This window comes from Actinoplanes couchii, from assembly GCF_016862075.1.
Taxonomy (GTDB): Bacteria; Actinomycetota; Actinomycetes; order Mycobacteriales; family Micromonosporaceae; genus Actinoplanes; species Actinoplanes couchii.
Map to the genome: position 1 here is coordinate 24487 of NZ_BOMG01000027.1, position 22631 is coordinate 47117.

The 22631-nt window shown below is 69.4% G+C and carries 18 protein-coding genes; 4 read left to right on the plus strand and 14 right to left on the minus strand.

Annotated features, from left to right (window positions below):
* Window positions 1-27 precede the first annotated feature (27 nt).
* Together Aco03nite_RS08055 and Aco03nite_RS08060 are read left to right on the plus strand one after the other, a co-directional pair.
* The gene (locus tag Aco03nite_RS08055) at window positions 28-918 is read left to right on the plus strand and encodes a sulfite exporter TauE/SafE family protein (protein ID WP_239144990.1); all 891 of its coding nucleotides are present in this window, start codon (window positions 28-30) and stop codon (window positions 916-918) included.
* A gap of 29 nt (window positions 919-947) precedes the next feature.
* A complete protein-coding gene (locus tag Aco03nite_RS08060) occupies window positions 948-1295 on the plus strand; it encodes a DinB family protein (protein WP_203794145.1) in 348 nt (115 codons plus the stop codon).
* 167 nt (window positions 1296-1462) lie between these two features.
* Here Aco03nite_RS08060 and pulA read toward each other — a convergent pair whose 3' ends face one another.
* Entirely contained in the window at window positions 1463-6832 is a 5370-nt protein-coding gene (gene pulA, locus Aco03nite_RS08065; protein WP_203794146.1) for a pullulanase-type alpha-1,6-glucosidase, read from the minus strand.
* 184 nt (window positions 6833-7016) lie between these two features.
* Between pulA and Aco03nite_RS08070 the strand changes: the two genes are divergently transcribed.
* Window positions 7017-8051 carry a LacI family DNA-binding transcriptional regulator gene (locus Aco03nite_RS08070; protein WP_203794147.1) on the plus strand — a complete coding sequence of 345 codons (1035 nt, stop codon included), beginning with the start codon at window positions 7017-7019 and terminating at the stop codon, window positions 8049-8051.
* 63 nt (window positions 8052-8114) lie between these two features.
* Here Aco03nite_RS08070 and Aco03nite_RS08075 read toward each other — a convergent pair whose 3' ends face one another.
* The 4 genes from Aco03nite_RS08075 to argH form a co-directional block, all read right to left on the minus strand.
* Window positions 8115-8945 (minus strand): sugar ABC transporter permease, encoded by an 831-nt coding sequence (locus tag Aco03nite_RS08075; RefSeq protein ID WP_203794148.1) that lies wholly within the window; start codon window positions 8943-8945, stop codon window positions 8115-8117.
* Window positions 8945-9910, minus strand: a complete 966-nt coding sequence (locus tag Aco03nite_RS08080; protein WP_239144991.1) for a carbohydrate ABC transporter permease — start codon at window positions 9908-9910, stop codon at window positions 8945-8947. Before Aco03nite_RS08080 ends, Aco03nite_RS08075 begins: the two co-directional genes overlap by 1 nt.
* A gap of 2 nt (window positions 9911-9912) precedes the next feature.
* Window positions 9913-11193 carry an extracellular solute-binding protein gene (locus Aco03nite_RS08085; RefSeq protein WP_203794149.1) on the minus strand — a complete coding sequence of 427 codons (1281 nt, stop codon included), beginning with the start codon at window positions 11191-11193 and terminating at the stop codon, window positions 9913-9915.
* Between the two features lie 249 nt (window positions 11194-11442).
* On the minus strand, window positions 11443-12894 hold the full coding sequence (gene argH / locus Aco03nite_RS08090; RefSeq protein ID WP_203794150.1) for an argininosuccinate lyase: 1452 nt from the start codon (window positions 12892-12894) through the stop codon (window positions 11443-11445).
* Between the two features lie 93 nt (window positions 12895-12987).
* On the opposite strand from argH, the gene dapE reads away from it, so the two are divergent.
* A complete protein-coding gene (gene dapE, locus Aco03nite_RS08095) occupies window positions 12988-14049 on the plus strand; it encodes a succinyl-diaminopimelate desuccinylase (RefSeq protein ID WP_203794151.1) in 1062 nt (353 codons plus the stop codon).
* A 152-nt stretch (window positions 14050-14201) separates the two neighbouring features.
* Here dapE and argG read toward each other — a convergent pair whose 3' ends face one another.
* From argG to Aco03nite_RS08140, 9 genes are all read right to left on the minus strand, one after another.
* On the minus strand, window positions 14202-15455 hold the full coding sequence (gene argG, locus Aco03nite_RS08100; RefSeq protein ID WP_203794152.1) for an argininosuccinate synthase: 1254 nt from the start codon (window positions 15453-15455) through the stop codon (window positions 14202-14204).
* Entirely contained in the window at window positions 15452-16345 is an 894-nt protein-coding gene (locus Aco03nite_RS08105) for a hypothetical protein (protein ID WP_203794153.1), read from the minus strand. Before Aco03nite_RS08105 ends, argG begins: the two co-directional genes overlap by 4 nt.
* The gene (locus Aco03nite_RS08110; protein WP_203794154.1) at window positions 16342-16839 is read right to left on the minus strand and encodes an arginine repressor; all 498 of its coding nucleotides are present in this window, start codon (window positions 16837-16839) and stop codon (window positions 16342-16344) included. The genes Aco03nite_RS08105 and Aco03nite_RS08110 overlap by 4 nt, the downstream gene beginning before the upstream one ends.
* Entirely contained in the window at window positions 16836-17768 is a 933-nt protein-coding gene (argF, locus tag Aco03nite_RS08115) for an ornithine carbamoyltransferase (protein ID WP_203794155.1), read from the minus strand. Before argF ends, Aco03nite_RS08110 begins: the two co-directional genes overlap by 4 nt.
* Complete coding sequence (locus Aco03nite_RS08120; protein ID WP_203794156.1) at window positions 17765-18916, minus strand: acetylornithine transaminase; 1152 nt, start codon at window positions 18914-18916, stop codon at window positions 17765-17767. The genes argF and Aco03nite_RS08120 overlap by 4 nt, the downstream gene beginning before the upstream one ends.
* A complete protein-coding gene (gene argB / locus Aco03nite_RS08125; RefSeq protein WP_203794157.1) occupies window positions 18913-19779 on the minus strand; it encodes an acetylglutamate kinase in 867 nt (288 codons plus the stop codon). The genes Aco03nite_RS08120 and argB overlap by 4 nt, the downstream gene beginning before the upstream one ends.
* Window positions 19776-20948 (minus strand): bifunctional glutamate N-acetyltransferase/amino-acid acetyltransferase ArgJ, encoded by a 1173-nt coding sequence (gene argJ / locus Aco03nite_RS08130; protein WP_203794158.1) that lies wholly within the window; start codon window positions 20946-20948, stop codon window positions 19776-19778. The genes argB and argJ overlap by 4 nt, the downstream gene beginning before the upstream one ends.
* Window positions 20945-21946: an N-acetyl-gamma-glutamyl-phosphate reductase gene (gene argC / locus Aco03nite_RS08135; protein ID WP_203794159.1), complete on the minus strand. Its 1002-nt coding sequence runs from the start codon at window positions 21944-21946 to the stop codon at window positions 20945-20947. The genes argJ and argC overlap by 4 nt, the downstream gene beginning before the upstream one ends.
* A gap of 130 nt (window positions 21947-22076) precedes the next feature.
* On the minus strand, window positions 22077-22583 hold the full coding sequence (locus tag Aco03nite_RS08140) for a hypothetical protein (RefSeq protein WP_203794160.1): 507 nt from the start codon (window positions 22581-22583) through the stop codon (window positions 22077-22079).
* Between the last annotated feature and the right edge of the window lie 48 nt (window positions 22584-22631).

Below are 22631 nucleotides of genomic sequence, written 5' to 3' on the forward strand. Positions count from 1 at the left end.
GTGAGCCGTGATGCAGGCTTGCGCCTCGTGGATCCGATCATGGTGCTCGCCGGCCTCGGGGTCGGCATCATCGTCGGCCTGACCGGCATGGGTGGCGGCGCGCTGATGACCCCGATCCTGGTGCTGCTCTTCGGGGTGCATCCGGTCGCGGCGATCTCCAGCGACCTGGCCGCCAGCGCGATCATGAAACCGTTCGGCGGCTGGGTGCACGCCCGCCGCGGCACGGTCAACTGGGCGCTGGTGCGCTGGCTGTGCGTGGGCAGCATCCCCAGCGCGTTCCTCGGTGTGCTGCTGTTGCGGGCGTTCGGCAGTGACGAGGACGTCCAGCACGCCGTCAAGATCGCGCTCGGGGTGGCTCTGCTGCTGGCCGCGGCCGGGATGCTGCTGAAGGCGTGGACCGGGCGACGGGGCGGCGACGGCCCGCCCGCACCGATCACCGTCCGGCCGATCCCGACCGTACTCATCGGGGTGGTCGGGGGTCTGGTCGTGGGTCTCACCTCGGTCGGCTCCGGCTCGCTGATCATCGTGGCGCTGCTCGCGCTCTATCCCACACTGCGCGCCAACGACCTGGTCGGTACCGATCTGATCCAGGCGGTCCCGCTGGTCACCGCGGCGGCGCTGGGCCACGCCTTCTTCGGCGATCTGCAGCTGGACATCGCGGGCGCGGTGATCCTGGGCTCGATCCCGGGTGTGCTGCTCGGCTCCCGGATCTCGTCGCGTGCGCCCGGCGGCCTGGTCCGGGCCGCGCTGGTGATCGTGCTGCTGGCGAGCGCCCTGAAACTGTTCGACCTGTCCACCACACTGGTCGGCGTGGTCACCGGCACCGCGATCCTGATCGCCGTCGGCATCGGCGTGGCGGGCCGTTTCCGCAAGCCCCCGGCCGACGCGGAGTCCCCGAAGCTGAGCCGAACCACCTGAGAACGGTCAGCCGGGGCTACCGTCGGAGGATGGGCCTCGACTGGAACACGCAACTCCGTGAGCAGCTCGACTGGCACTGGCGGAACCAGCTCCGGCCACGCTCGGCCAGCCATTTCGGCGGCCCGCCGGTCGACTACGCGACGTTCCCGTGGTCCGGCACCGCGGCCGGCGCCCTGGACCAGCTGGACGAGGCGTATGCCCGCTGGCTGGCCGGGGTCGCTGACCTGGGCGAGGAGGGCCTGTCCCGCCCGTGCGGCCCGGCCGAGGGCCCGTTCGCCGCGGAGCCGCTGGCCACGCTGATCCTGCACATCAACCGCGAGACCATCCACCACGGAGCCGAGATCGCCCTGCTGAGAGACCTACATCAAAACCGCTGATTTTGTACGGTCCACCAAACGGTCCCGTGGCGACCACGCGAGGCGGTCCCTCCTCGAGACCGACCCGCGGCCGCCGGGCCGGATGCGGTGGTCCGGCAGAACCGGGCCGCGACACGCAGCGTGGTGACCTCCGGCGGACGGAGATCACCACGCGTGTGCGGGATCGGTCAGGACTGGACGAAGACCGCGACCGTCCGGGGCGGAACCGTCAGGGTGCCGGTGCCGGGGGTGAAGGACGCGGTCCGGGTCACCGGGTCCGCTGAGGACTGCTGGATCGGGTGCAGGGCCACCTTCTTGCCCGCCAGGGCCGGCACCTTCTGGGTGGCGGCCGTCGTCCCGGCGTTGAAGACGACGGTCACCGACTTCCAGTTCGGGTCCACACCGCGGGTGTCGATCGTCATGGTGATCACGCCCGGGGTCTCCGAGGTGCCGGAGAGCGGGAACGTCACCCGTTTCTGCACCTGGGCGCCGGTGGCCAGGCCGAACGCCGGGGTCGACTTACGGATGCGGAGCATCTCCCGGTAGGAGGTGTCGGTCTGGTCGATCGCGGCACAGTCCGGCACCAGGGCGGGGTCGGCGAGCAGCGGGCCGGCGTACGGGTATTTCGCCTCGTTGTCCGGCTTGGGCGGCAGCCCCCGGCCGAAGCCGTTGCCGTCGGCGCAGTTCCAGATGATCTGGTTGAACCAGTCCCCCGAGTCGTACGAGTTGCGGTCCAGCGACTTCGACCGCAGCCGTTCACTGCCGGCGGTGACGAAGCCGGGGCCCTGGCCGAGGATCGTGGTGGCCAGCGCCACCGACTGCGCACGCGCCCGGTCGGCGGCGGTGGTGGCCTGTGGCAGCTTGTACGCCAGCGAGTCGTACAGGATCTCGTTGTCGTGCGCGTCCACGTAGGTGATCACATCACCGGGGTTCACCGTGTAGCCCGCCGGTGAGCCGTTGTAGTCGACGTCGGAGCCCTTGACCACGGTGCCGGACGACCCGGTGAACGTGTAGCCGGCCAGGTTGCCGGTGAGCCCGACCTTGATCAGGTCCTGGTAGTGCAGCAGACGGGCCCGCTGCTCCTCGGCGGTCCCGTTGACCGGATCCCCGTTCGGCGCCCCGGCCAGCCCGGACACGAAGCCCTGGATGCGCGGGTTGCCGTCGAAGGGCCCGCCGCCGCGGACCGCGTCCCGGAGCCGGTCGTTGAACGTGGCGATCCCGGTGCCGCCCATGTTCAGCTGGGTGGCCTGCACGAAGCGCGCGTCGTCCGCGACCTCGCCGAAGTTCCAGCCCTCGCCGTACAGGAAAATGGTCTTGCCGTCGATCCCGTCCTTCGTAACGGTGAGCTTGTCGAGGGCGGCACGCACGGCCAGGATGTTCGCTTTCGGATGGTGGCCCATCAGGTCGAAGCGGAACCCGTCGACCTTGTACGCCTTGGCCCAGGTGACCAGGGAGTCCACCACCAGCTTGCCCATCATGGTGTTCTCCGGCGCGGTGTTGGCACAGCACGTGGAGTTCGCGACGGTCCCGTCCTCGAGCAGGCGGTGGTAATAGCCGGGCACGATCTGGTCGAGCACCGACTTCGGGTCGACCCCGGCGGCGGCGGTGTGGTTGTAGACGACGTCCATCACCACGCGCAGTCCGGCCTTGTTGACTCCGGCGACCATCTCCCGGAACTCGCGGGTCCGCTGCGCCGGATCCACCGCGTACCCGCCTTCGGGCACCGTGTAGTGCAGCGGGTCGTAGCCCCAGTTGTAGCCGTCGGTGGCCGCGACCGCCGCGACGCAGGCCTGCTGTTCGGCCGAGTCGGGCGGCAGCGAGGCCAGGTCACAGGCGGGTTGCTGCTGGTCGGAGCGCTTTTCCGGGATGGTGGCGAAGTCGAACGCCGGGAGCAGGTGCAGGTGGGTGACTCCGGCGGCGGCGATCCCGGTGAGGTGTTTCATCCCGGCCGTCTTCGGGTCGGTGAACGCCCGGTAGGTGCCACGGGCCGGAGCCGCCACCGACTCGTCGGCGATGGAGAAATCCCGTACCGACAACTCGGAGATCTGGATCTTGGCAGTGGGAACCGCGGCCGGCTTCTTCAGCGACGCCCAGCCGGCCGGGACCGACGACGGGTCGGACAGGCTGACGAAGCGGCTGTGGGTGGAGTTCGTGGTGAGCGCGACCGAGTACGGGTCGGTCACCGAGGCCGTCTCGATCTTCTGGGTGGCGGGTTGCCACGCGGTCACCCGGAACCGGTAGTCCTTCCCGGCCCAGTCGCCGCGCCCGGACCACACGCCGGTGCGGGCGTCCCTGGTCAACGGCGTCAGCGCCGTGCCGACCTCCAGCTGCACGTCCCGAGCGGTCGGCGCCCAGACCGCGACGCTGGCCTTCCGCCCGTCGACGACCGGCCCGAGTGTGGCGGATGCCGCGCTCCGGTAGACGTCGTCGAGGACCCCGGCGAGCTGGACCCCGGTGGCGGCGATCAGCTTCCCGTCGGCGGCCAGCTCGGCGACCACCACCTCACCCCGCAGGATGTCCGTGACGGCCGACCTGTCGAGTTTGAAGGCGTCGTACTGCCACAGGTGCGGGAACTTCTTGCGCTGCGCCTCGGACAGCGAAGCGGCTTTCAGGTCGATGGTCCGGAACGTTCCGGTCAGCGCGCCGTCGGCGACCCCGATCCCACCGGTCGGTGAGTAGGCCAGCTGGTAGACCTTGCCGTCCGTGGACGCCCCGGTCTTCCAGGCGATCGTCCCCCGGTCGATCCACACCGCCGCCGACTTCGTCACGTCGATGACGCCGCCGCCAGCGGTCTTGACCAGTGGCAGCAGCCGGGTCTCCTGGCCGGCCAGCAGCCAGACCTCCCGCCCGGCCTTGGCGAAGTCCAGCGACTGGTCGGTGGGCAGATCCTTGGTGTCGCCGTTGTGCAGGATGTAGCTGAGCGAGGGCGCGCCGGCCGCGAGCGGCACCTCGAACACCGCGCCGAAGCTGTCGATCCGGGCCGGGAGCAGCGGCGCCGACCAGTCGGTCGGGCCGGCCGCGCCGGACCAGACGTGCAGACCCCAGCCGTCGTAGTTCCCGTCGGCCCGCTTCCAGTGGATGATCGCTGTGGACTCGTCAGGCACAGGATCAGGTTGCCCGGTTGCCGCCTGTCGTGTCGGGTAGACCGCGGTATCTCCCTGCTTGAGCCAGATCTCCGGATTCGCGGACACGTCGATCGTCCGGTCGGCGGCGGTGTCCTTGACCCCGTCGTCGCCGACCACGATGAAACCGACCGACTTCGCGCCGGGTTTCAACTTCACGTAGGCGAAGCGCCCGTAGGAGTCCTGCCCGGTGAACGGCTGCCCGTCCGGATAGGTGGTCACCATCGACGCATCGACGTCACCCCACACGTAGAGGTTCTGGTCGTCGTACTTCCCGTCGGTGCGCTGGTAGTGCACGACCGCGTACCCGGCGGTGGAGGTGGCCGGCGGGGTGCCGACACCGATGTTCACCGCGGACGACGCGAGCCGCCCTCTGCTGTCGCGGACCACCGCCTTGTAGCGCACCGGGGTCTTCCCGGCGAGCCCGGTCAGGTCGTGGAAGATCCGGTAGGGCGCCCGGTTCACGGTGCCGAGCAGCTGCCACGGGCCGTCGCCGACCTGGGCGGCGAAGGTCACGGTCGACAGCGGGTCACCGGTGACGTCGGCGACGATCTCGGTGCGGGTGGGGACGAGTGCGCCCGGCTTCGGGCTGCTGATGGTCACCGACGGACCGTTTGCCGGTACGGCCACCGCGGCGCCCGCCTTCAGCACGATCGACGACAGAGCCGGAACGGTGACGGTGATCCGGCCGTCGGCGCCCGACGACGTGCTGCTCGCACCGCCGTACACGCCGGTGAAGGTGGTGTTCGGGGTCGCCGTGGGGAACGAGACGGTGCGGCTGGTGGTGGCGTTGTTGACCGCGACCACGTATTCGGCACGCTTGGCCCGGTCGATGCGGGAGGCCGCGAAGACCCCGTCGGCGGCGTAACGGGTGGTCTGCGCGCCGGTGACCAGCGCCGGGTGCGCCTTACGGAGTTTCGCCAGGTCGGCGATGGTCCGGTAGAGCGGGTGCGCGGTGTTGTAGTTGTCCACCGCGTGGGTGCGGTCGGTGCCGATCAGGTCGTCGTCCAGGTAGTCCGCACTCCGGCTGGCGAACAGGTCCTGACGGGCGTCCTTGTCGCCGCCCGGCCCGGTGAAGCCCTGCTCGTCACCGGAGTAGACGACCGGCTGGCCACGGGTCAGGAACATCAGCTCGTGCGCCAACTGGTCCCGCTTGAGCTGGGTGTCGGCGGTCGCGGTGGCGGCGATGAACGAACCGATCCGGCCCATGTCGTGGTTGCCGAGGAAGGTCGGCAACCGGTCCGCGCCGGTGTCCCGGGCGGTGTAGAGGTCGTCCTTGGCGTAGAGGTCGGACAGTGCCTCGGCGCCGCTGTTGCCGGTGACAAAACCGCGGGCCGCCTCCTGGAACGAGAAGTCCAGCGTGGCCGGGAGCTTGCCCTGGCGTACATAAGCGGACTGGATCTCCTGATCCGCGCTGTAGACCTCGCCGAACGTGAAGAAGCCCGGCTTGGCGGCCTTCTCGATGCCCGGCTGCCACTGCTGCCAGAACTCCATGTTGGAGTGCTTGACGGTGTCCAGGCGGTAGCCGTCGATGCCGGTGTCCCGGATCCAGTCCGCGTAGATCTTCGTCATGCCCCGGACCACCTCGGGACGCTCGGTCCACAGGTCGTCGAGGCCGAAGAAGTCGCCGTACTCGCTGTTCTCGCCGGCGAACGTCGAGTCACCGCGGTTGTGGTACATGGTCACGTCGTTCAGCCACGACGGCTTCTTGACCGTCTTGTCTTTTTCACTGCCGAAGATCGGCGTGTACGGGAACGAGGTCGTGTCGGTGGCCGGGAACCGCTGCGACGTGGCGTAGTCGCGGTCGTCGAAGGGCTGCCCGTCGACGTCGGTGTAGGGCGAGTCCGCCTTGTCGACGTAGGTGTAGGTGTCCTCGGCGTACTTGATGACGTCCGCGGTGTGGTTGACGATGATGTCCAGGTAGATCTTCAGGCCCCGCCGGTGCGCCAGATCGACGAGCCGTTTCAGGTCGGCGTTGGTGCCGAAGTGCGGGTCCACCTGGGTGAAGTCGGTGATCCAGTACCCGTGGTACCCGGCGCTGACGTCGGCGCCGGCGCCCTGGACGGGACGGTTCTTGAAGACCGGGGCGAGCCAGATCGCGGTGGTGCCGAGCCCCTGGATGTAGTCCAGGCGGTCGATCACGCCCTGTAGGTCGCCGCCGTGGTAGAAGCCCTTGTCGGTGGGGTCGTAACCGGTGGACAGCCGGTCACCTTTGAGCCCACCCAGATCGTTCTTCGGGTTTCCGTTGGCGAACCGGTCCGGCAGGACGAAATAGAACTGTTCGCCGCTGGAGGCGCGGTCGGAACCCCAGTTCGCGACTACCGCGTCGCTGGGAGCTTTCGGAGCGGCCGCCTGAGCCTGAGCCGCCGGGACGGCGAGGAGGGGAAGGAACAGGCTGAGCAGCGCGGTGCCCAGCCTTACTCTTTTCGGTGCCATGACGCGCACCCTTCCGATTCGGTGGTATCGGATCGATTGTCATTCATATTCGCAGCCCCACGGGCCGCTGCATCGAGGGATCAACCTGTATCGTTCTTGCCGCCGGACGTTAGCAAGGTCTTGCATCCAATGGAAGACCTTTCAGGACCATGCCCGGCATGCGACAGACGACTAGAGTGGGACCATGCGTGCGCGAATGGCCGATATCGCCAAACAGGCTCAGGTCAGTGAGGCGACGGTGTCGCGTGTCATTAACGACCGCCCCGGCGTCTCCGCTGAAACAAGACAGGCGGTCCTGACCGCCCTCGACGTACTCGGATACGAACGGCCGGAACGCCTTCGCAAACGCAGTGCCGGACTTGTCGGTCTCGTGGTTCCCGAGCTGGAGAACCCGATCTTTCCCGCATTCGCGCAGGTGGTGGAATCGTCACTGGCCCAGCACGGTTACACGCCGGTGCTCTGCACCCAGTCGCCGGGCGGCGTGACCGAGGACGAGTACGTGGAGATGCTCCTGGACCGTCAGGTCTCCGGCATCGTCTTCATCTCGTCGCTGGCCGCCGACACCACCTCGGACCGCTCCCGTTATCAGCGCCTGCTCGACCGGCCGCTGCCGATCGTGCTGGTCAACAGCTTCGCCAAGGAGCTGGAGGCGCCGTTCGTGTCGTGCGACGACCGGACGGCCGGCGAGCTGGCGGTCACCCACCTGGTCGCTCTCGGACACCGGCGGATCGGCCTGATCTCCGGCCCGAACCGGTTCATCACCACCCAGCGCAAGCTGGCGGGCTACCGGACGGCGCTCAAGCGTGAGCTGGGCATCGCCGACGCCGACCTGGACGAGCTGGTCTCGCTGACGCTGTTCGGCGTCGAGGGTGGCGAGGTCGCCGCGGAACGACTGATCGCCAAGGGCGCCACCGGCATCATCTGCGCCTCGGACATGATGGCGCTCGGCGCGATCCGGGCCGTCCGGCGCCGCGGGCTGCGGGTTCCGGAGGACGTGTCGGTGATCGGTTTCGACGACTCGACACTCATCCCGTTCACCGACCCGCCACTGACCACGCTGCGCCAGCCGGTCGCGTCGATGGCGGTGGCCGCGGTCCGTTCCCTGGTCGACGAGATCAACGGGCACGGGGCGCCGCACTCGGAGTACCTTTTCCATCCCGAACTCGTGGTGCGGAACTCGACCGCGATCGCACCGACCCGGGCGGCCGTTCCGGCCTGACGCCCTTGACGGAAAACGCCGATATTCCGGTTCCGGAATATCGGCGTTCTCTTTTACCTCCGATCAACCCTTCGTGCCGCCGGCGGTAAGACCCGACACGAGATGCTTCTGGGCGAACAGGAATACGATTCCGGCCGGGATCGTGACGAGCACGGCCGCCGCGGTCAGGTATTCCCACTGCGCATTGAACTGCGGAACGAACTGCTGCAGCCCGTACGCCAGGGTGAATTTGTCGTCGGTCTGGGTAAAGGCCGACGCGTAGGCCACCTCGCCCCACGCGGTGAGGAACGAGTAGAAGCCGGTGACCGCGATGGCCGGGCGGGCCAGCGGCAGGATCACCCGCCAGAACGTCCGGAACGGACCGCACCCGTCCAGCGACGCCGCCTCGTCCAGCGACGTCGGGATCGAGTCGAAGTACCCCTTCAGCATCCATGCGCAGAACGGCACCGCGATGGTCAGGTACGCGATGACCAGCGACGGCAGCGTGTTGATCAGCCCCAGCGTCGACATGATCGAGTAGATCGGCACGATCAGGATCGACACCGGGAACATCTGGGTGACCAGGAAGACCATCATCAGCGACCGGCGGCCCGGGAAGTTGAACCGGGACAGCGCGTACCCGGTGGTGGCCGAGAAGAAGATGCCGATCAGCATCGTCAGGCTCGCCACGATCACCGAATTCAGGAACCACTCCGGGAAACGCGTCTCGAACAGCACGTACCGGTAGTTGGCCAGCGTCGGGTCCTTGATCAGGGTGATCTCGGTGCTCTGCACGGCGTACCCGGGCTTGAACGAGGAGAGCACCACCCACAGGATCGGGCCGACCGCGATCAGGGAGGCCAGGATCAGTGTGGTGTGCAGCGCGATCGACTTGCCCTTGGTCCGGCCGGCCATCACCACACCTCGCCTTGTCTACGCAGCACCCGCCGGTAGAAGACCGAGAAGACCAGCAGGATCGACAGGATCAGCACGCCGTACGTGGAGGCGAGCGAGTAGTTGCGGATGCCCTCGAACGCGGCCCGGAACGCACCGGTCACCAGGATCTCGGTCTGCCCGGCCGGTTGCCCCTCGGTGACCAGGAAGATGATCGGGAACATGTTGAACGTCCAGATCGTGCCGAGCAGGATCACCGTCGAGCTGACCGGCCGCAGCCCCGGCAGGGTGATGTGCCGGAACCGCTGCCAGGGCGAGGCCCCGTCGATCTCGGCCGACTCGTAGAGATCCGACGGGATGCTCTGCAGGCCGCCGAGCAGCGCCACCATCATGAACGGCACACCCAGCCAGATGTTGGTCAGCACCGCCACGAACAGCGACGACCACCGGTCGGCGAACCACGCGACCGAGTCGAACCCGAACGCGTCGAGCACCGAGTTGACCAGGCCGAGCCGCTCGTTGAAGAGGAACTTCCAGGCGAACGCGCTGATGAACGCGGGCACCGCCCAGGGCAGCACGAGCAGCACCCGGTAGAGGCCGCGGAACCGCATCTCCCGGTGGATCAGGACGGCCAGGCCGAGACCGAGGCCGTAGTGGAACGCGACCCCGGCGGCCGTCCAGATCACCGTGGTGCCGGTCCACTGCCAGAACTCGCCGATCCGGCCGGTCAGGATGTTCACGTAGTTGTCGAACCCGACGTACGACCAGGCGTTCGGGTTCTCCCTGCAGACCTCCCCACCGGTGATCGACTTCGTGCAGATCTCGGCGAGCTGGTTGGCCTCGGTCTGGTTGGTGAAGGTCAGCCAGATGCCGTTGGCCAGCGGATAGAGGATCAGGACGGCCAGGATCAGCACCACCGGTACGACCATCGCCCAGGCCGTCCAGTGTTTGTCCCAGCTCCGCCGGAGCGCGATCACCGTGGTCATGATCAGTTGGTGGCGTATCCGGGGACGACCTCGGCCTTGTACTTCGCCGCGACGGCGTCGAGGGCGGCCTTCGGGTCCTTGTTCTGCACCAGCACCTCGGTGGCGAGCTGGTCGAGCGCGCCGAAGAACTGGCCGCCCTCCGGGATCCACGGGCGGTTCACAGCGGTCTCCGAGACCGGCTGGAACGCGGCGATCACCGGGTCGCCCTTGACCGAGTCGATCTCGTACGCCGACTTGCGGGTCGGCAGCAGGCCCAGCTTGCCGGCCAGGAACGCCTGCGACTCGGCGGAGTTCATGTACTTGATGAACGCGACCGCGGCGGCCGCCTTCTCCTGCGGGACACCGGACCAGACCACGTAGTTGTGGCCGCCGATCGGGGTGCCGGCCTTCGCGGAACCGGCCGGGACCGGCGCGATGCCCAGATTCTCCACGCCGCCGAAACCGGGGGCGGACTTGACGTTGCCGACCTCCCACGGGCCGTTCACGATGAACGCGACCTTCTTCTCCTTGAAGAGGGTCATCATCGTGTTGTACGCGTCGGTGGCGGACGGCTTGACCGCGGCGCCGCTGTCGATCAGGTCCTTGGCGACCTTCAGCCCGGCGACGTTCTGCTCCGAGTTCACCACGATCTTCTTCGCCGCGGTGTCGACCAGGTCACCGCCCTCGCCGTAGAGGAACGGCAGGGTGAAGTAGCCGGCCGGGTTGATGTAGAGGCCGTCCACACCGGTCTTCTGCTTGACCGTCTGCGCGGCGGTCTTCAGCTCGGCCCAGGTCTTCGGGACCTCGACACCGGCCTTCTGCACGAGCTCCTTGTTGTAGAGCAGGGCCAGGCTGTCGGTGACCTGCGGGACACCGTACGTCTTGCCGTCCAGCTTGTTGGAGGCGAGCGCGGCCGGGTTGTAGTCGGCCTCGTCGGCGGTCAGGTCCGAGCCGTCCAGGGAGTACAGGTAGCCCAGCGACGCGAACTCGGGCACCCAAGCGACCTCGGCGCGCAGGATGTCCGGGGCGCCGGTCTTGGCCGCGGCGGCGGTCTTGAACTTGTTCTGCGCGTCGGCGAACGGCACCGACTGGTAGTTGATCTTCACGTTCGGGAACTCGGCGTTGAACTTCTGGATCAGCTCCTGGAAGACCGGGCCCTCGTTCTTGGCGTCCGAGGTGTCCCACCAGGTGAGTTCGGCGGCGAGATCCTGCTTTTTCTCCGGCTCGGCGGCCTCGCCACCACCGCAGGCGGCGAGGGTGACGGTGAGGGCGGCGGCAGCGAGTCCCTGGGCTATGTGACGCATGATGCGCTCCTTGATGACCTGCTCGGTGACGCATCGGAACGTAGCAAGAACTTTCATACTTAGAAACCCCTTGCTGGTACGCGGCCGCTCCTTGATCAGGTGTTATCAGGACAAACAGGTAATTCGCTGCGCTACTTTCCGGGTTTTCGTGCAAGTTCTTGCTGAAGAGACGTCAACTGTGGCAAGAAATGCAAAAAGGCGGTGACGGGGCATGATGCCCGTCACCGCCTTCACGGCCTTGCGATGGTGTTACCGGGGAACGACCTTCTCCACCGCCCACTGGCGCCAGTTGTCCAGCTTGTGCTGCACGGTGGCGAGCTGGTCGGCCACCGGGCCGGGGCCGGTCGAACCCGGCGTGGTGCGCGCGGCCAGCGCCGACGACACCGACAACACCTCCCGCACCGACGGGTCGAGGTGCTCGCTGACCGTTTTCAGGTCGTCGTCGGAGACGTCGTCCAGCTCGCACTCACGGGCCGAGCAGAGCGCCACCAGCTTGCCGGTGATCTCGTGCGCGTCGCGGAACGGCACACCCTTGCGGACCAGCCAGTCGGCGACCTCGGTGGCCAGCGAGAAACCGACGGGCGCGGCGGCGGCCAGCCGGTCCACCCGGACCGTCATCGTCGAGATCATCCCGGCCAGCGCGGGCAGCAGCAGCTCCAGGGTGTCCACCGCGTCGAACGCGGGCTCCTTGTCCTCCTGCATGTCCCGGTCGTAGGTCAGCGGCAGGCCTTTGAGCATGGTCAGCACCGCGACCAGGCCGCCGACCAGCCGGCCGCTCTTGCCCCGGGCCAGCTCGGCGATGTCCGCGTTCTTCTTCTGCGGCATGATCGACGAACCGGTGGCGAAGGCGTCGTCCAGCTCCACCCAGCCGAACTCGGTCGACGTCCAGAGCACCACCTCCTCGCCCAGGCGGGACAGGTGCACACCGATCAGCGCGGTCGCGAAGAGGAACTCGGCGACGAAGTCACGGTCGGCGACGGCGTCCATCGAATTCTCCGCGGGGGCGGTGAAACCCAGCTCCCGGGCGACCGCCGCCGGGTCCAGCGGCAACGACGAACCGGCCAGCGCGCCCGAGCCGAGCGGGCTGATCGCGGTGCGGGCGTCCCAGTCGCGCAGCCGCTCCAGGTCACGCAGCAGCGGCTGGACGTGCGCCAGCAGCCAGTGGCCGAAGCTCACCGGCTGCGCGTGCTGCACGTGGGTCATGCCGGGCGCCGCGGTGCCGACGTTGCGGGCCGCCTGCTCGGTCAGCGCGTCGGCCAGCTCGATCAGCGCCACCGCCACCCCGCGGGCGTGGTCACGCAGGTAGAGCCGGAGGTCGGTGGCGACCTGGTCGTTGCGGGACCGGCCGGCCCGCAGCTTGCCGCCGAGCGCGCCGAGCCGCTCCAGCAGGCCGCGCTCCAGAGCGGTGTGGACGTCCTCGTCCTCGATCGTGGGGCGGAAGTCACCGGCGGCGCAGGCCGACTCCAGATCGTCCAGCGCGGCCAGCATGCGGCCCAGCTCGTCCGCGTCGAGCAGCCCCGCGTTGGCCAGCACCCGGGCGTGCGCGCGGGAGGCGAGCAGGTCATAGGGCGCGAGGCGCCAGTCGAACTGCACGCTGACGCTCAGCCGGGCCAGCGCCTCGGCCGGGCCGCCCGCGAACCGCGCACCCCAGAGCCGCGTCGGCTCGTCGCTCTCCGGCACACCTTCTCCTTGGTCGCTCACGTTTCGTTACCTTCCTGACCCTATCGGTGCGACGGCCCGCGATGACACGGGGTCCTCTGCATAAAAATGTCTGATATCTGATAAGTTTGCAACATGACCACGCTCGATCTGACCGGTGATGTAGTCGACCTCACTCAGACAATCTGCGACATTCCCTCCGTCAGCGGCGATGAGAAGGCTCTCGCCGACGCCGTCGAGAACGCCCTGCGGGCCTACCCCCACCTGGAGGTCCTCCGGGACGGTGACGCCGTCGTGGCGCGCACCTCGTTCGGGCGCGACACCCGGGTGGTGATCGCCGGGCACCTGGACACCGTGCCGGTCAAGGACAACCTGCCGGTCGTCGTCGACGGCGACGTCATGCGCGGCCGGGGCACCGTCGACATGAAGGCCGGCGTGGCCGTCGCCCTGCACCTGGCCGCCACCCTCACCGACCCGCGGTACGACCTGACCTTCGTCTTCTACGACCACGAGGAGGTCGCGGCCAAGCTCAACGGGCTCGGGCGGCTGGTCCGCAACCACCCCGAGTGGCTGACCGGCGACTTCGCGATCCTCGGCGAGCCGTCCGACGGCACCGTCGAGGGCGGCTGCCAGGGCACCATGCGGGTGAAGATCACCGTGCCCGGGGTGGCCGCGCACTCGGCCCGCTCGTGGCGGGGCAGCAACGCCATCCACAGCGCCGGCGCGGTCCTCGACGTGCTGCGGGCCTATCAGCCGCGGCAGCCGATCGTCGACGGCCTGCAGTACCACGAGGGCCTCAACGCGGTGAAGATCGAGGGCGGCATCGCCGGCAACGTGATCCCCGACCTGTGCACCGTCTACGTCAACCACCGGTTCGCCCCCGACCGCGGGGTGGCCGAGGCCGAGGCCCACCTGCGGGAGGTGTTCGCCGGCTTCGAGGTCGAGGTGGTCGACGCCGCCCCCGGCGCCCGCCCCGGCCTGGACCGGCCGGCCGCCGCCGAGTTCGTCGCGCTGGTCGGGCGGGAGCCGCAGGCCAAGCTGGGCTGGACCGACGTGTCCCGGTTCGCCGGCCTGGGCGTCCCGGCCGTCAACTTCGGCCCCGGCTCACCGCTGATGGCGCACACCGACGACGAGTTCGTGCCGATCCCGGAGATCCGCCAGGCCCTCAAGGTCTTGAAGGCCTGGCTGACCGTTTAGGCCGGTTTCGCGGCGGCTCGGGCCGGGCCCGCGGCCGTCTCCTCGGCCGGTTTCGCGGCGGCTCAGGCCGGATCCGCGGCCGTCTCCTCGGCCGGTTTCGCGGCGGCTCAGGCCGGATCCGCGGCCGTCTCCTCGGCCGGGTTCGCGACGGCTCAGGCCGGATCCGCGGCCTTCTCCTCGGCCGGGGTCGCGGCGGCGCGGGCGATCGCGCCGGGCACCGAGTACATGTGGGCGAACGCCCGGGCCTGCTCGCCGGTCCACAGCGACGAGCCGTGCCCGTAGACGACACCCGACCGGGTGGCGGCGTCCAGCAGGGAGTACGGGCTCTTGCTGCCCAGGAGCACGATGTTGCCCTTGTGCAGCAGGACCCGCACGGTGCCGGTGACCCGGCGCTGGCTGGAGTCCAGGAAGGCCCGGAAGTCGTCCATGATCGGGTCGAAGTAGACGGCCTCGTGCAGCAGGTCGCCGTAGGTGTTGCCGAGCGTCGCCTTGGTGGCCTGCTGCCGGTTCGACAGGGTCAACTTCTCCAGCTCACGGTGTGCCGCGAGGAGGATCAGCATGCCCGGCGCCTCGAACCCGACCCGGGCCAGGTTGCCGACCATGGTGGACCCCATGTGGATGCCCCGGCCGATGCCGTGCTCGCCGCCGAGGGTGTTCAGCGCCGACAGGATCGAATAGTTGTGGTCGGTCGGCAGCGCCTCGCCGTCCACCGGCACCGCCGACACGACCTCGCCCGCCTCGAAGCTGATCAGCAGCTCGACACCCTTGTCCGGGGCCTCGTCGATCGACCTGGTGTAGGTCCAGGCCGACTCCGGCAGGTAATCCCAGGAGCCGTAGGTCTCCTCGCCACCGATCGACGTGCCGATCAGGCCCTCGTTGATCGAGTAGAGCTTGACCTTCTCGCTGACCTCGTAACCCCGCGAACGCAGGAAGTCGGTCTCCCCCTCCCGGGTCAGCCGCTCGTCCCGGATCGGGGTGACGATCTCCAGGTGCGGGGCCAGGGCCCGGATCACCGCGTCGTAACGGACGTGGTCCGCACCGGCGCCGGTCGAGCCGTGCGCCACCGCGTCCGCGCCGACCTCCAGCGCGACCTGCACGACCTTCTCCGCCTGGATCAGCCGCTCCGCGCCGACACACGACGGGTAGGCGCCGTTGCGCAGGTAGTTCGCCTTGATCGCGTACGTGATGACCCGGTCGTACAGCTCGGCGCGGGCGTCGACCACGTGGTGCTCGACGGCGCCCAGCTCCTCGGCCCGCGCCTTGACGACCTCGGCCTCCCCGCTGTGCAGGCCGCCGGTGTCGACGTTGGCGGTCACCACGTCCCAGCCCTTCTCGCGGAAGTCCACGAGGGCGTACGAGGTGTCCAGCCCACCGGAGAAAGCAAGGACGATCTTGCGCTTGGTCATCGCGGAAGTTCCTTCTCGAGAATCGGTACGTATGTCTTACCGTCCCGGCGGATGTGGCCGGGCGGCAGGACATGGAACTCACAGCGGCCCGCTTCGATGTCCTTCTGCATCGCCCGCTGGCGGCTGTAGTCGAACGGATCGAGCAGGAAGGTCGGCTCGGGCACCGGCGCGCCCGCGGGCAGCGTCAGATCGCTCTGGTAGACGAACGAACCCGGCGAGGTGTGGAACGGCACGGTCGCGACCAGGATCTTCAGCGCGCCGAACTCGGTGTGCACCTTGAGGGCGCTGTTGTCGTACTGGGTGACGCCGTCGAGCTTCTGCGCCCTATACGCGGACAGGGCGAGCGCCTTGGCCGCCTTGCCCAGACCGACCGCCGGCATCAGCGACCACAGTGACCAGCCGGTCCAGCGGCCCGGTTCGGCGCTGGGGGCGGCGCAGTAGCCACCGACCGGGACCGGGCCCCGGTAGCCGCTGTCCCGCATGTCCTGCTGGACCTTGCGCAGCAACTGCTTCACGTCGGTGTCGAAGCGGAACGTGGACCGCTCGACCATGTCCGCGAACTTCTCCTGCGGCAGGCCGGCGATCAGGGCGGCGGCCGGCATCAGGATCAGGTCGACCATCACCCACTGCGGCATCGGGATACCGCGGTCCCCGAAGGCGATGCCGTTGATCACGTTGAAGAAGTTCAGGAAGTCCCGGATCGACCAGTCCTTCTCGGCGGTCTCGGTGAAGTCGAGCCAGGTGAGCTTGTGCCCGTACGGCGCGGTGTTGAACTGCGGGCGCAGCGTCTCGTTGGAGGCCAGGAAGAACTCGACACCGTGCCCGACCAGGCTGTCGGTGTGGTCGGCGAAATCCGGGAACCGGAGCTCCACCGCTGGTGTGAACGTCATGCCTGCGCCTCCGAGTCGGACCTGCTCCAGTTGCTGAGTTTCTCGGCGAGCGCCGCCCCGGAGGTCGGGCCGCCGTCCCGGGCCACCACGAAGATCGTGTCGTCGCCGGCGATGGTGCCGACCACGTCCGGCAGGCCGGACCGGTCCAGTGCGCTGGCCAGGAACTGCGCCGCCCCCGGCGGGGTGCGCAGCACCGCGATGTTGCCACTCGAGTCGACGCCGGTCAGCAGCTCGCGCAGCAGCCGGATCAGCCGGGCCGGGCCGTGCTCGACACTCTCCCGCAGCGGGCGCTGCCCGTCCTCGGGAATGTAGTAGACCCCGCTCACCTTGACCGCGTTCAGCTCCTCCAGGTCACGCGAGAGGGTGGCCTGGGTGACCTGGACCCCCTCGTGCGAGAGAAGCACGGTCAGTTCGGTCTGCGACTTGATCCGCTGACTGCGGATCAGATCGACCAGCCGCGCGTGCCGCGCCGCACGCGTAGTAGGGGCGCTCATTGCTGGTTTACCGCCAGGAGCCACGTCAGTAGCGCCTTCTGGGCGTGCAGGCGGTTCTCCGCCTGGTCGAAGACGGCGCTCTGCGGGCCGTCGATCACCTCGTCGGTGATCTCCTCGTTGCGGTGGGCGGGCAGGCAGTGCAGGACGATCGCCGACGGGTCGGCGACGGCCAGCAGCTCCTTGTTGACCTGGTACGGCCAGAACGGGGTGAGCCGGTCCTTGCCGTCCTCCTCCTGGCCCATCGACGTCCAGGTGTCGGTGGCGATCACGTGCGCGCCGTCGGCGGCCTCCCGCGGATCCCGCAGCATCTCCACCGAACCGCCGGTCCACGCGGCGATCTCCGACGCCCGGCCGACGACCGCGGGCGCCGGGTCGAAACCGGACGGGCCGGAGACCCGCACGTGCATGCCCGCCATCGCGCCGGCGATCAGGTAGGAGTGCGCCATGTTGTTGGCCGCGTCCCCCACGTACGACAGGATCCGGCCCTTGGTCGAACCGAAACGCTCGCGGATGGTGAGCAGGTCGGCGAGCAGCTGGCAGGGGTGGTAACCGTCGCTGAGGGCGTTGACCACCGGGACCTTGACGCCGGACGCCAGCTCCGCCAGGCGCTCGTCACCGTGGGTGCGGAACACCATGGCCGAGACGTACCGGGCCACCACCCGGCCGGCGTCGGCGAGGGTCTCACCACGGCCGAAGTGGGTGTTCTGGGTGTCCACGATGATCGGCTGGCCGCCCAGCTCGGCGATGCCGGCCTCGAACGAGAGCCGGGTGCGCAGGCTGGCCTTGTCGAAGAAGACCGCGACGCTGCGCGGGCCGGCGAGCGGGGTGTAGCCGAACCGGTTCGCCTTCATCTCGGCGGCCAGGTCGAGGACTTCGGACTGCTCCTGCGGGGTCAGGTCGTCGTCGCGGAGGAAGTGGCGGGTGGTCACCGGGTACCGTCCAGGGCAGTGATCAGGGCGTCCGCCTGATCGGAGGAGATGATCAGGGGCGGGGCGAGCCGGATCACGTCCGGCTGGGGCACGTTGATCAGGAAACCGGCGTCCAGCAGCGCGGCGCCGATCGCGGCGGCGACCGGCTCGGTGAAGACGATGCCGAGCAGCAGGCCGGCGCCCCGGACATGGCTGATCTTCGGATGGTTCAGCGCCTCGATGCCGCGCCGCAGCTGCTCGCCGGTCCGTTTCACGTGGTCCAGCAGGCCCTCGCCGGCGATCGTGCGGATCACCGCGAGACCGGCGGCGCAGGAGACCGGGTTGCCACCGAACGTGGTGCCGTGCGAGCCCGGGGTCAGCAGGTCGGCGGTGGCGCCGAAGGCGATGCAGGCGCCCAGCGGCAGGCCGCCGCCGAGGCCCTTGGCCAGGGTGACGACGTCCGGCTCGACACCCTCGCTCTGGTGGTGGAACCAGTGGCCGGTGCGGCCGATCCCGGTCTGCACCTCGTCCAGCACCAGCAGGGCGCCGTTGCGGGTGCAGATCTCCCGGGCCGCGGTCAGGTAACCGGCGGGCGGGACGACGACCCCGTTCTCCCCCTGGATCGGCTCGACGATCACCATCGCGGTCTCGGTGGTCACCGCCGCCTCCAGGGCGGCCACGTCACCGAACGCGACGTGCGTGACGTCACCGGGCAGCGGCAGGAACGGGTCACGCTTCGACGGCTGGCCGGTCAGCGCCAGCGCGCCCATGGTCCGGCCGTGGAAGGCGCCGTCGGTGGCCACCACGTGCGAGCGCCCGGTCAGCCGGGAGATCTTGAAGGCGGCTTCGTTGGCCTCGGCGCCGGAGTTGCAGAACAGCACCCGCCCGGAGCGGCCGGCCAGCGCCAGCAGCAGGTCGGCGAGAGCCACCGGCGGCTCCGAGATGTAGAGGTTGGAGACGTGCCCGAGCTGCGAGATCTGGCTCGTGACGGCGGCGACCACGGCCGGGTGGGCGTGGCCTAGAGCGTTCACGGCGATGCCGCCGAGAAAGTCGACGTACTCCCGGCCGTCCTCGGCGGTCAGCACCGCGCCCTCGCCCTTGACCAGGCCGATCTTGGGAGTGCCGTAGTTGTTCATCATCGACTGCTGCCAGCGATCTACCAGCGTCATGAGGGGACCACCATGGTTCCGAATCCTTCTTCCGTGAAGACTTCGAGCAGGGTCGAGTGGGCGACCCGGCCGTCGACGACGTGCGCGGCGGGCACTCCGCCACGCACCGCGCGCAGGCAGGCCTCCATCTTGGGGACCATCCCGGACTCCAGCGAGGGCAGCAGCTTCTCCAGCGCGTCCGCGTCGATCTCGGTGGTCAGCGAGGAGGTGTCCGGCCAGTTCGTGTAGAGACCTGGCACGTCGGTGAGGACCACCAGCTTGCGGGCGCCGAGCGCGACCGCGAGCGCGGAGGCGGCGGTGTCGGCGTTCACGTTGTGCGCCACCCCGGCGGCGTCCGGCGCGACGGTGGCGATCACCGGGATCCGGCCGGCCGCGATCAGGTCGTCGACGGCCGAGGTGTCCACCCGGTCGACGTCGCCGACCAGGCCGATGTCGACCTCCTCGCCGTTGATCGTCGCGCCCCGGCGGACCGCTGTGAACAGTCGCGCGTCCTCACCGGACAGGCCCACCGCGTGCGGGCCGTGCTTGTTGATCAGGCCGACCAGCTCCCGGCCGACCTGACCGGTGAGCACCATCCGGACGATCTCCATCGTCTCCGGGGTGGTGACCCGCAGGCCGCCGCGGAACTCCGACTCGATGCCGACCCGCTTCAGCATCCGGTTGATCTGCGGGCCGCCGCCGTGCACCACGACCGGCTTGATGCCGACGTGCCGCAGGAACACCATGTCGGCGGCGAACGCCTCGGAGAGCGCCGGGTCGACCATGGCGTTGCCGCCGTACTTGATCACGACGGTGGCGCCGTGGAAACGCTCCAGCCAGGGCAGTGCCTCGATCAGGATCTCGGCTTTCTGCTGAGCCTTCATGAGGAGTACGCCGAATTCTCGTGGACGTAGGCGTGCGACAGATCGGTGGTCCAGATCGTCGCGCCCATCTCGCCCTCGCGCAGGTTGATCGTCACGGTCACGTCGCGGCCGGACAGGTCGACCTTGCTCCGGTCCTCCGCGGCGGCGCCGCCCTTGCAGATCCAGACGCCGTTGATCGCCACGTCGATCCGGTCCGGCTCGAAGGCCGCGCTGGTGGTGCCGACCGCGGCGAGGATCCGCCCCCAGTTCGGGTCGTTGCCGAAGAACGCGGTCTTGACCAGGTTGTTGCCCGCGACCGTGCGGCCCACCTGCACCGCGTCCGCCTCGCTGGCGGCGCCCTGCACCTCGATCGCGATGTGTTTGGTGGCGCCCTCGGCGTCGCCGATCAGCTGCTGGGCCAGGTCGTGGCAGACCTCGGTGACCGCGGCGGTCAGCTCCTCGAGGGTCGGCTGCCGGTTGGAGGCGCCGCTGGCCAGCAGGATCACCGTGTCGTTGGTGGACATGCAGCCGTCGGCGTCGATCCGGTCGAAGGTGACCCGGGTGGCGGCGCGCAGCGCGGCGTCGAGCGTGTCGTTGTCGGCGGAGGCGTCGGTGGTGATCACCACCAGCATGGTGGCCAGGGCCGGGGCCAGCATGCCGGCGCCCTTGGCGATGCCGCCGACCGACCAGCCCTCGCGCGGGGCCACCGCGTTCTTCGCCACCGTGTCGGTGGTCATGATGGCCTCGGCGGCCCGGGGGCCACCGTCGGCGGCGAGCGCCTTGGCCGCCGCGTTGACCCCGGGCAGCAGCTTGTCCATCGGGAGCAGCTCGCCGATCAGGCCGGTGGAGCAGACCGCCACGTCGCCGGGGCCGATCATCATCCGGTTGGCGCCGCCGCGCAGCACCGCGGCGGTGTGCTCGGCGGTGGCGTGGGTGTCCCGGAAGCCCTGCGGCCCGGTGCACGCGTTGGCGCCGCCGGAGTTGAGGACGACCGCGCGGACGATGCCGCCCTTGAGCACCTGCTGGCTCCACAGGACCGGCGCGGCCTTGACCCGGTTGCCGGTGAAGACGGCGGCCGCGGTGTAGTCGGGGCCGTCGTTGACGACCAGGGCGACGTCGGCGTTGCCGGTGGCCTTGAGCCCGGCGGCGACGCCGGAGGCGCGGAAACCCTTGGGGTGGGTGACGGTCACGGTGCCACTCCGAACACGCTGAGGCCCGTGGTCTCGGGCAGGCCGAACATGATGTTGGCGTTCTGCACCGCCTGGCCGGCGGCGCCCTTGCCGAGGTTGTCGAGCGCGCTCACCACGATGATGCGGCCCGAGTCGATGTCGACGGTTGCCTGCAGGTGGCAGGAGTTGGAACCGGACGTGGCGGCGGTGTGCGGCCACGAGCCCTCCGGCAGCACGTGCACGAACGGGTCGGTGGCGTAGGCCGCCTGCAGCGCCTCGCGCGGGTCGCCGCCGTTGAGCCGGCGGGCCGTCACCGTCGCCAGGATGCCGCGTGGCATCGGCGCCAGGATCGGCGTCATCGACAGCGTGGCCGCGCCGGTGGCCTGCTTGATCTCGGCGACGTGCTGGTGGGCGCCGACCTTGTAGGGCGAGAGGTCACCCATGATCTCGCTGGCCAGCAGGTTCACCTTGGCGTTGCGGCCGGCGCCGGAGGTGCCGGAGCTGGCGACGACCACCACGTCCTCCGGGTCGGCGACACCGGCGGCGATCAGCGGCGCGAGGGCCAGGATGATGGTCGCGGCGTAACACCCGGTGTTGGCCACCCGGTCGGAGGCGGCGATCGCCTCGCGCGCGCCGGGCAGCTCGGGTAGCCCGTAGGTCCAGGTGCCGGCGTGGCCCCCGCCGTAGTAACGCGTCCACTGCTCGGCGCTCTCCAGCCGGAAGTCGGCGCCCAGGTCGACGACCCGGATGCCCGGCGTGAGCTGGGCCGCCAGCGCCCCGGACTGCCCGTGCGGCAGCGCGAGGAACACCAGGTCGGCGTCGCTCAGCGTGGCCGCGTCGGTGCTGCCCAGTGTCAGATCGAGCCCGGCCAGCTGCGGGTGCACCGCGCTGACCCGGGAGCCTGCCTGGCTGTGCGCGGTCGCCGCCACCAGGTCGAACTCGGGGTGACCGGCGATCAGGCGCAGCAGCTCACCGCCCGCATAACCACTGGCTCCCGCAACCGCGACCCGGATGCCCATGACCTCCGCCGCCTTCCCGTGTCCGCATGAATATGCAAACCACCGTATCAACTCGCATAGTTCGGGGCAACAACGAAACACCCCGTCCCGCATCGCGGAACGGGGTGTCCTGCCCTGCTGAATAAAATGGTCAGCGCGTGGTGGCCCAGATGTTCCAGGCCTCCAGCCAATCATCCTGAGCGGCCGCGATGGCCTGGATCCGGGCGAAGTCGACGGGCCGCAGACCCTGCTGCCGATGCCAGGCGGCCTGGGCCGGACTGCTCGGCACGGCCGGCCCCAGACCGGTCCAGTAGAGCAGCGTCTCGGCGATGGCCCGCTCCCGCAGCACCGGATCGGCCCGGAACCACTCGGCCTCCCGGTCCAGCCGGGTCAGCTGGTCGAGCAGGGCTTGCACGGTCCGCCGGGCATCGGTCTCGGACTCCTCGGCCAGATCCATCTGCCGCCGGACCGCGTCGTTCCACAGGCCGGTCCAGCCGCGCGGGAGCTGCGGCCGGGGACCGCCCTCGACCTGCCAGTCGGCGTGGCCACGGGAGCTGCGGAGCACGCTGTGGACCAGGCGCACGTGGGGTTCGCCGGCCACCGGGCCGTCGTCGGGAGGCGGCACGGGATCGGCGGGGACTATGCGATCGGACTCCATGAGGCACCCCCTCGTTCGATGCCTTACACAGTCCCCGAAGAGACTCCC